Annotated in this window: 10 protein-coding genes; 6 read left to right on the top strand and 4 right to left on the bottom strand. The window is 59.2% G+C overall.

The features are described 5' to 3' along the window. Positions 1–82: 82 nt before the first annotated feature. On the bottom strand, positions 83–1,678 hold the full coding sequence (locus PAF17_RS05075; RefSeq protein WP_271887995.1) for a phosphoenolpyruvate carboxykinase: 1,596 nt from the start codon (positions 1,676–1,678) through the stop codon (positions 83–85). 207 nt (positions 1,679–1,885) lie between these two features. On the opposite strand from PAF17_RS05075, the gene PAF17_RS05080 reads away from it, so the two are divergent. The 6 genes from PAF17_RS05080 to PAF17_RS05105 all read left to right on the top strand — a co-directional run bounded on the left by PAF17_RS05080 (position 1,886) and on the right by PAF17_RS05105 (position 5,149). Next, on the top strand, positions 1,886–2,299 hold the full coding sequence (locus PAF17_RS05080) for an HPr kinase/phosphorylase (RefSeq protein WP_271887996.1): 414 nt from the start codon (positions 1,886–1,888) through the stop codon (positions 2,297–2,299). Between the two features lie 33 nt (positions 2,300–2,332). After that, the gene (rapZ, locus tag PAF17_RS05085; protein ID WP_271887997.1) at positions 2,333–3,346 is read left to right on the top strand and encodes an RNase adapter RapZ; all 1,014 of its coding nucleotides are present in this window, start codon (positions 2,333–2,335) and stop codon (positions 3,344–3,346) included. Continuing rightward, on the top strand, positions 3,343–3,765 hold the full coding sequence (locus PAF17_RS05090; RefSeq protein WP_271887998.1) for a PTS sugar transporter subunit IIA: 423 nt from the start codon (positions 3,343–3,345) through the stop codon (positions 3,763–3,765). Before rapZ ends, PAF17_RS05090 begins: the two co-directional genes overlap by 4 nt. Further along, the gene (locus PAF17_RS05095; RefSeq protein WP_271887999.1) at positions 3,762–4,040 is read left to right on the top strand and encodes an HPr family phosphocarrier protein; all 279 of its coding nucleotides are present in this window, start codon (positions 3,762–3,764) and stop codon (positions 4,038–4,040) included. Before PAF17_RS05090 ends, PAF17_RS05095 begins: the two co-directional genes overlap by 4 nt. 7 nt (positions 4,041–4,047) lie before the next feature. Beyond that, positions 4,048–4,662 carry a TetR/AcrR family transcriptional regulator gene (locus PAF17_RS05100; protein WP_271888000.1) on the top strand — a complete coding sequence of 205 codons (615 nt, stop codon included), beginning with the start codon at positions 4,048–4,050 and terminating at the stop codon, positions 4,660–4,662. Positions 4,663–4,747: 85 nt separating this feature from the next. Continuing rightward, a complete protein-coding gene (locus tag PAF17_RS05105; protein WP_271888001.1) occupies positions 4,748–5,149 on the top strand; it encodes a DUF2852 domain-containing protein in 402 nt (133 codons plus the stop codon). A 41-nt stretch (positions 5,150–5,190) separates the two neighbouring features. Here PAF17_RS05105 and betC read toward each other — a convergent pair whose 3' ends face one another. From betC to PAF17_RS05120, 3 genes are all read right to left on the bottom strand, one after another. After that, positions 5,191–6,684, bottom strand: a complete 1,494-nt coding sequence (gene betC, locus PAF17_RS05110; RefSeq protein WP_271888002.1) for a choline-sulfatase — start codon at positions 6,682–6,684, stop codon at positions 5,191–5,193. Beyond that, positions 6,681–7,622, bottom strand: a complete 942-nt coding sequence (choX, locus tag PAF17_RS05115) for a choline ABC transporter substrate-binding protein (protein WP_271888003.1) — start codon at positions 7,620–7,622, stop codon at positions 6,681–6,683. Before choX ends, betC begins: the two co-directional genes overlap by 4 nt. A gap of 87 nt (positions 7,623–7,709) precedes the next feature. Next, positions 7,710–8,585: a 3-hydroxybutyryl-CoA dehydrogenase gene (locus PAF17_RS05120; RefSeq protein WP_271888004.1), complete on the bottom strand. Its 876-nt coding sequence runs from the start codon at positions 8,583–8,585 to the stop codon at positions 7,710–7,712. Positions 8,586–8,785 lie beyond the last annotated feature (200 nt).

The following is an 8,785-nucleotide window of genomic DNA, read 5'->3' on the forward strand; positions in this document are numbered from 1 at the left end:
CCGGGTGGCCGCTGGCCACCCGGCAATATGAAAAAAGGCCGCGCATTCGCGCGGCCTTTGATATTCTTGAACGCGTGCCAGCTTAGCCAATGGCTGCGGCCCGCACTTCGTCGTCGATCCCTTCCAGATACTGGGCAAAGTTGTCGCTGAACATCTGGACAAGTTTGCTTGCCTGGGCGTCATAGGCCGCCGGGTCATTCCAGGTGCGTCGCGGATCGAGCAAATCATCTGTGACGCCGGGCACGCTGACCGGCACTTCGAAGCCGAAATTGGGGTCCTTGCGGAAGCGGGCGTCATTCAGGCTGCCGTCCAGCGCGGCGGCAAGCAGGGCGCGCGTTGCCTTGATCGGCATCCGGCTGCCGGTGCCAAACGCGCCACCGGTCCAGCCGGTGTTGACCAGCCAGCAAGAGGCGCCGTGCTGGGCGATCTTGTCCGCCAGAAGCTTGCCATAAACCTCGGGGCGACGCGGCATGAACGGGGCGCCGAAGCAGGTCGAGAAGGTCGGGATGGGTTCCGAAATGCCGACCTCGGTGCCAGGGGTCTTCGAGGTGAAACCCGAGAGGAAGTGATACATGGCCTGTGCAGGTGTCAGCCGTGCGATTGGCGGCAGAACGCCATAGGCATCGCATGTCAGCATGATGACATTCCTGGGGTGGCCGCCGATGCTGGTCGGGGAGGCATTCGAGATCGCGTCCAAGGGGTAGGCGCAGCGCATGTTGTCGGTGATCGAATTGTCTTCGAAATCCAGCTCAAGCGTGTCTTCGTCATGCACCATGTTTTCGATGACGGTGCCAAAGCGAGACGTCGTTGAAAAAATCTCGGGCTCGGCTTTGGGTGACAGGTTGATCGTCTTGGCGTAGCAACCGCCTTCGAAGTTGAAGATGCCCTTATCGGACCAGCCATGTTCATCATCACCGATGAGAACGCGGTCGGGGGCGGCGGAAAGCGTGGTTTTCCCGGTGCCCGACAGGCCGAAGAACACCGCCGAATCATCGGGATTTCCGGGCGCGTGATTGGCGCTGCAATGCATCGGCATGATGCCCTTGGCCGGCAGAATGTAGTTCAGCAGTGCAAAGACCGATTTCTTGTTCTCGCCCGCATATGCGGTGTTGCCGATCAGGATAAGTTTCTTGTCGAAATTCAATGCGATGACGGTTTCGCTGCGGCAGCCGTGGCGGGATGGGTCCGCCTTGAAGCTGGGGCAGTTGATGACCGTGAATTCAGGCACGAAGCCGGCCAGTTCGTCGCCTTTCGGGCGACGCAGCATGTGGCGGATGAACAGGCCGTGCCAGGCCAGTTCTGTCACCACGCGCACATCCAGTCTTTCGTCCGGATCCGCGCCGCCGAACAGGTCCTGGACAAAATAGTCTCGGCCCTTCATGTGCGCCAGCATGTCGGCATGCAGCCGGTCGAAGGCGTCAGGCGCCATCGGGGCATTGTTTTCCCACCAGATCGATTCTTCGACAGAGGGGGTGCGCACCACGAATTTGTCCTTGGGCGATCGGCCGGTATGCGCGCCGGTCGAGACCAGGAAGGTACCGCCCAGCCCCAGTTTGCCTTCCCCGCGCGACACCGCTTCGGTCATGAGGGCAGGTTCCAGCAGGTTGTAATAAACCCGGCCGAGGCCTTCGAAACCTTGATCTTCCAGCCGGCAATTTGGGTTTACACGCGTGCTCATGTCTTAACGCTCCTGACTTCCTGTGAACCTGCGACAGTTCCATGACGCAGTATGAGCGGGCTATAGCACCGAGCGAGAGTCAAAAAAGTGAGGGAGCGCAAACGGTAGCGCAAACACAACATGTTAACGCCAACAAGAACGTTCTATAGAACCGGAGTGCGGAAAATTAACCATTCGCGATGAGAATCAGGACAGGAGGTGATTCGCATGGACCAGTTGCATGGTACGACCATATCGTTGAATGGGCGCGGATTGCTGATTGTCGGCCCGTCAGGGGCGGGCAAGTCTACGCTTGCCTTGCAACTTATGGCGGTGGGGGCGCAATTGGTCGCCGATGATCGCACCGATATCCGCCGTGCCGGAAATGCCATCATCGCGACCTGTCCTGATGCCTTGCAAGGCCGGATCGAGGCGCGTGGTGTCGGAATCCTGGCAGCGGAACATATCAGTTCAGTTCAACTTCAGGTCGTTGTCGATCTTGGTCAGCAGGGTGATGAGCGCCTTCCGCCTGAACGCAGTCTTGAACTGCTCGGGGTGGCGCTGCCCCTTGTCATTGGCCCGTATCGGTCGCATCTTTATGCTGCTTTGCGGCAATTCCTGCTGGCCGGGCGTGTCCTGTGACTGGATTATCGGAAGGAGTATCGGAGGGCGTTCATGGCGGATTCTAGCTTGACCGCAGAAAATGTTGCTGACCCGCGCGAACAGGCGCAGCGGCTGGTTCTGGTAACGGGGCCGTCCGGGGCCGGGCGGTCCACAGCGATCAATGTGCTGGAAGATCTTGGCTTCGAGGCGATCGATAACCTGCCCTTGTCGCTGATTCCGCGTCTGCTGGACGGGCCGGTGCGTCCGGATCCGCTGGCCTTGGGGCTGGATGTGCGCAATCGCGATTTTTCGGCCTCCAATGTGATCGAGCTGATCGACCGCCTGACACGACATCCCGATTATGCGCCCGAAGTCCTGTTTCTGGATTGCGACCCCGATGTGCTGGTTCGCCGATACAATGAAACGCGGCGCCGTCATCCGCTGGCGCGGGACAGCTCGCCCATGTCCGGGGTGTCCGCTGAAAGCGATCTATTATCCCCGATCCGCGCACGTGCCGATGTGTTGCTGGATACGTCGGAACTGACCCCGCATGATCTGAAGGCCGAGCTGAATCGCTGGTTCGATATCCGACCCGATGCCCGGCTGACCGTATCGTTGCATTCCTTCAGCTATAAGCGCGGGGTGCCGCGCGGCGTGGATCTGATGTTTGACTGTCGATGCCTGGCCAATCCACATTGGAACACGGCGCTGCGCCAGCTGACCGGCCGGAACGCAGAAGTGCAGTCATATGTTGCCAGCGACCCCCGATTCGCAGAGTTCTTTGACCGGATCCGCGATTTGCTGCTTTTTCTGCTGCCCGCGCATCTGGATGAAGGGAAATCACATCTTTCGGTTGGCTTCGGGTGTACCGGGGGGCAACACCGTTCCGTCACTTTGGCGGAAAAGATGGCGGTCGCGCTTGCAGATGCCGGCTGGCCGGTGTCAATAAGACATAGGGAACTAGAGCGCCGGATGCCGGCGCCCGTATCGGTCGGCGATATCATGTCGGAAGGGGCTGCAACCCATGCCGGCGGCCAGACAGGTGCAGGGCGTCGCGAAGCGCCTGCTTTGGGTGAGACGCGTTGATTGGTATTGTCATCGTAGCGCATGGCGGTCTTGCGCGGGAATATCTTTCCGCCGTCGAACATGTTGTGGGTCCTCAGCATGGCATTGCGGCGGTCGCGATCGAGGATGACCATGATCGCAGGGCGAAAACGCTTGAAATTCAGGATGCCGCGAACGCAGTGGATGATGGTGATGGTGTTATCGTGGTGACCGACCTGTTTGGCGGATCGCCTTCGAACCTGTCATTGCCGGCCTGTGCGATGCGGGATCGCAGCATTCTTTACGGTGCCAACCTGCCGATGCTGGTGAAACTGGCCAAATCGCGACATCTATCGGTTCCCGATGCTGTCGGCTTTGCCAAGGAAGCCGGCAGGAAATATATCAATTCATATAATGTGCCCGCCGAGGCCGTATTCAATGCGGGAACGCCTGTTTCATGACGCAATCCGTGACGCGCGAGCTTTCGATCATCAATGAAAAGGGTCTGCATGCCCGCGCCAGTGCCAAGTTCGTCGATATTGTCGAAGGGTTTTCCGCCTCGGCGCAGGTCGAAAAGGACGGGATGAGCGTTTCTGGCGATTCGATCATGGGCCTGCTGATGTTGACTGCGCCGCGCGGCACCTCGATCAGGGTGACCACCGAAGGGCCGGACGCCATCGCGCTTGCGGACGCGCTCGAGGCGCTTGTTGCGGATTACTTCGGCGAAGGCATGTAGGACCGGCGTGGCAGAGCGCAAATCCTATCATCACGGCAATCTCAAACAGGCCCTGGTTGATGCGACCGCCGCATTGATCGAGGACGTCGGCCCACAAGCGTTCACCATGTCCGAGGCTGCGCGCCGGGCAGGCGTCTCGGCGGCAGCACCTTATCGTCATTTCAAGGGACGGGATGACCTGATCGAAGAGGTTGCGCGCCAAGGCTTTCTGGAATTCTCCGAGCGCTTGGAATTGGCTTTTGACGATGGCGCGCCGACTGCCCTGACAGCATTTTTGCGGATGGGGCAGGCCTATCTTGATTTTGCCAATGATCGCCCCGGTTTCTATATGGCGATGTTTGAATCCGGCATTTCGATTGCCGGAAATTCGGAACTGTCTGCGGCGTCGGATCGGGCGCAGGGTGTGCTGGTGCGTGCCGCCGATGCCCTGGCCAGCAGAATCGCGCCTGAACGTCGCCCGCCATCGCGGATGGTCGCCAATCATATCTGGGCGCTTAGCCACGGCGTGGTCGAGCTGTTTTCACGCGGAAAGCCCGGCGGTCGCAGCTCGATCGAACCATCGCAGATGCTGGAAAGCGGTGTGATCATCTATCTTCGTGGACTTGGCTTGATCACGGACTGATTTTTTCGGTCGAAGATCTTGAACCGATCAGATTGGCCCCCATCTATGTAAATGTGATTAACATTAACATAGGGAGATCACCAGGATGCACAGCGCATCGCAGACCATTCCAGCCCAGACGTTGACGTCGCGCGCCTCTGGCCCGTTTGGACGTGCCCGTGATTGGTTGGATGAAAGGGGACGCCCGGCCTGGATCGTGGCCATGATTCTTGGCTTTGTGGCGTTCTGGCCAATCGGGCTGGCCATTCTTGGATATATGATCTGGAGCAAACGCATGTTCGGATGCAGTAAACGCAGTCATCACCCGCGCTATTCCGCGGCGCCGACCGGCAACACGGCCTTTGATGCCTATCGCGAAGAAACGCTGAAACGTCTGGAAGATGAGCATGGCGAGTTCATCGAATTCCTGCAAAAGTTGCGGGAAGCCAAGGACAAGGCCGAATTCGATCAGTTCATGGAACAGCGCGACGCCAAGCCGGGCAACTGATCCCAAAGGATGGATGGGGCCGGATCAGCCGGCCCCTTCGCCTATTGTCCGCGCGGAAAACGCTGGTTTTCCTCCAGTACGTTCAGGTCCATGTGGTTGCGCATGTACCGTTGGCTGGAATCGAGGAATGGTTGGTGGTCCCACGGGCTGTATTTCCCGTTGCGCAGGGCCTCGTATACCACCCAACGGCGGGCCTGAGATGCGCGGACTTCTGCGTCGAATTTTTCCAGATCCCAGCGATTGGCCGCCATATCGCGCATTTCTTGCAATTGCGCGGCATATTCAGGATCCGCCGCCAGGTTGTTCCGCTCGGCGGGGTCGGTATCCAGATCGAACAATTGCTCGGGATCGGCTTGGCAGGCGATGTATTTGAACCGCCCGGCGCGTAGCGCGATCAGGGGGGCAATGCTGCCTTCGGCGGCGTATTCCATCGGAACGGGGCCGCGCCCCTCGCCGGCATCGGCCAAGGATTCGCCGTCGGTCCATGGCATCACCAAAGACATGTCCAGCCCCGCCAGGTCGCAGATTGTCGGAACGATGTCGATTGTGCTGACTGGCTGGTCGACGCGACCCGTTGGCAAATCGGGTGCGGCAATCATCAGCGGGACGCGGGCCGAGCCCTCATAGAAGCTCATTTTGAACCACAGCCCATGTTCGCCCAGCATGTCGCCATGATCCGAAAGAAAGACGACAATGGCTTCTTGTCCGGTTCGTTCGAGAACATCCAGAATCTCGCCGATCTTGTCGTCGACATAGCTGATATTCGCGAAATACCCTTGGCGCGCGCGGCGAATCTGATCATCCGAGATGTCAAAGTTTTGCCAATCATTCGCGTCCATCAGGCGTTGCGAATGCGGGTCCTGCCGATCATAGGGCACTCGTTCGGGCGGTTCGAGCTCGGCCGCGCCCTCATACAGATCCCAGTATTTGCGCCGTGCGACATAGGGGTCATGTGGGTGGGTAAAGCTGACGGTCAGGCACCAGGGGCGATCATCCTGACCGCGTGCCAGATCATACAGCTTGCGGCAGGCGTTATAGGCCACTTCGTCGTCGAATTCCAACTGGTTGGTTATCTCGGCTACCCCGGCGCCCGTCACGGAACCCATGTTGTGATACCACCAATCTATCCGTTCGCCCGGCTTGCGATAATCGGGCGTCCAGCCGAAATCGGCGGGATAGACATCGGTGGTCAGCCTTTCTTCATAGCCATGTAATTGATCGGCGCCGACAAAGTGCATCTTGCCGCTAAGGCAGGTCTGGTATCCGGCGCGGCGCAGGTGATGCGCATAGGTCGGAATATCCGAGGCGAACTCTGCCGCGTTGTCATAGACACCGGTGCGCGAAGGAAGCTGGCCCGACACAAAGCTGGCACGCGCCGGGCCGCATAGCGGGCTGCCCGTATAGGCGTTCGAGAAACGCGCAGAGCGTTCCGCCAGTTTGCGAAGGTTGGGCGTGTGCAGAAAATCCGCCGGGCCATCTGGAAACAGCACGCCAGAAAGCTGATCGACCATGAGGATCAGGATATTCGGTTTCATTCTGCCACCGCTGCCATGACGGCGTCCAGTCCGGGTTCCCCGGACAGGGTCGTCACGCCTTCAAGCCATGGGCCAAGACGCTCGGGATTTTCGGCAATCCATTCGACTGCCGCCTCGGTGGGGGCAAGGCCGTCATTCAGGATCTTGCCCATCAGGATGTTCTCCATTGGGACATCGAAGACCAGCTGCCGCAGGAATTTTGCGGCGTTCGGGCAGGTTTCAACCCATTCGCTGCGGGCCAGAGTGTGAATGGTCGCGCCGCCAAAATCAGGACCGAAATAGGCGTCACCGCCGGACAGATAGGTGATGTCGATCGCCTCGTTCATCGGATGAGGTGCCCAGGCCAGAAAGACCGAGGGCGTGCCGGCCGTTTCGTTGCGCCCCACCTGGGCCAGCATGGCCTGCTCGCCGCTTTCGACCAGGGTCCAGTCGCCCAGTCCGAATTCATCCGCATCGATCATTGCCTGAATGGACTGATTGGCCGGGGCGCCGGGCTCGATACCGTAAATCTTGCCGTCAAACGCGTCCTTATGCGCGTCGAGATCGGCGAAATCCATGACCCCCGCATCAGCGCCGGGCTTGTTGACAGCCAGGGTGAACTTGGCGCCGGACAGGTTTTGCACCAGTTCCTCGATGCCGCCATTGGCGTCCAAATCCTCGCGGAACTTCTGCTGAGCGGGCAGCCAGTTACCCAAGAACATATCGGTCTGGCCGTTTTTCAGCGCCTCATAGCCGACAGGGACCGACAGGGTTGCGATATCCGGGGTGTAACCCAGCGCTTCGAACAGAACTGCGGCAATGCCGTTTGTCGCGGCGATGTCGGTCCAACCCGGGCCTGAATAGCGCACGGTCGCGCAACTGGCTGCATCATTGGCGAATGCCGGGGCCGCCACCCCGGCCAGCAAGGCGGCAAGGATCGTCATGCGAACATGTCTCATCAGGTTTCCTCCGATTGGATGTCGATCGATTATTGATTGTCTGACCAGTCAATAACCGATTTTCAACCCACGACCGTCAGAATGCGACTATCTTGTCGGTACAGGCGTCTCGCCGCGATAATCATAGAAGCCCCGGCCGCTCTTGCGCCCCAGCCAACCGGCCTCGACATATTTGGTCAGCAGCGGGCAGGGGCGATACTTGGTATCGGCCAGTCCGTCATGCAGCACGTTCATGATCGCAAGACAGGTATCCAATCCGATGAAATCGGCCAGTTCCAGCGGGCCCATCGGATGATTTGCCCCCAGTTTCATCGACTCGTCGATCGAGCGGACATTGCCGACGCCTTCATAGAGCGTATAGACCGCCTCGTTGATCATCGGCATCAGGATGCGGTTGACGATGAAGGCCGGGAAATCCTCGGCGCTGGCGGCGGTCTTGCCGAGCTTGCCGACCACCTCGTGCAGGGCCTTGTAGGTGGCCTCGTCCGTGGCGATGCCGCGGATCAGTTCGACCAGCTGCATCACCGGCACCGGGTTCATGAAATGGAAGCCCATGAATTTTTCCGGTCGATCCGTGCGGCTGGCAAGGCGCGTGATCGAAATGGACGAAGTGTTCGAGGTCAGGATTGTGTGCGGCTGCAAGTGGGGCTGAAGATCTTCGAAGATCGCCTGCTTGACCGATTCCCGTTCGGTTGCGGCCTCGATCACCAGATCGGTCTGGCCAAGATCGGGCAGGTTCAGTGTTGTCTTGATCCGCGCGAGGGCAGATTGCTTGTCCTCGGAAGAAATGCGTCCCTTGCTGACCTGCCGCTCGATGTTGCGATCGATCAGCGAAATGGCTTTGTCCAATGCCTCGCGACTGACATCGCTGAGCAAAACGTCGAATCCGGCAAGCGCGAAGACATGGGCGATGCCGTTGCCCATCTGACCTGCGCCGATTACGCCAACCGATTGTATCGCCATCTTTGCACCTTACGTCTTGATCGCGGCGACGATAGGGCCCGGCGTGCCTTGCCGCAATGCAAAACCGCCCCCGAAGGGGCGGTTGTTTTGGGGAGGGGGTTTTTGCCCCGTCGTCCTTGGCGGTTCCCCTTTGGGTATTTGTTTCGAAGAAGAAGCGGTTACAGCTTTTCCGTGAGGTCGGGGACGGTTGTGAAGAGGTC

Source organism: Paracoccus onchidii, assembly GCF_028294535.1.
In the GTDB taxonomy this organism is placed as follows: domain Bacteria; phylum Pseudomonadota; class Alphaproteobacteria; order Rhodobacterales; family Rhodobacteraceae; genus Paracoccus; species Paracoccus onchidii.

What these genes read in the sequence shown, in the direction of transcription:
- PAF17_RS05075 (WP_271887995.1), bottom strand. Translation starts at nt 1,678, where the DNA reads ATGAGCACGCGTGTAAACCCAAATTGCCGGCTGGAAGATCAAGGTTTC.
- PAF17_RS05080 (WP_271887996.1), top strand. Translation starts at nt 1,886, where the DNA reads ATGGACCAGTTGCATGGTACGACCATATCGTTGAATGGGCGCGGATTG.
- rapZ (WP_271887997.1), top strand. Translation starts at nt 2,333, where the DNA reads ATGGCGGATTCTAGCTTGACCGCAGAAAATGTTGCTGACCCGCGCGAA.
- PAF17_RS05095 (WP_271887999.1), top strand. Translation starts at nt 3,762, where the DNA reads ATGACGCAATCCGTGACGCGCGAGCTTTCGATCATCAATGAAAAGGGT.
- PAF17_RS05105 (WP_271888001.1), top strand. Translation starts at nt 4,748, where the DNA reads ATGCACAGCGCATCGCAGACCATTCCAGCCCAGACGTTGACGTCGCGC.
- betC (WP_271888002.1), bottom strand. Translation starts at nt 6,684, where the DNA reads ATGAAACCGAATATCCTGATCCTCATGGTCGATCAGCTTTCTGGCGTG.
- choX (WP_271888003.1), bottom strand. Translation starts at nt 7,622, where the DNA reads ATGAGACATGTTCGCATGACGATCCTTGCCGCCTTGCTGGCCGGGGTG.
- PAF17_RS05120 (WP_271888004.1), bottom strand. Translation starts at nt 8,585, where the DNA reads ATGGCGATACAATCGGTTGGCGTAATCGGCGCAGGTCAGATGGGCAAC.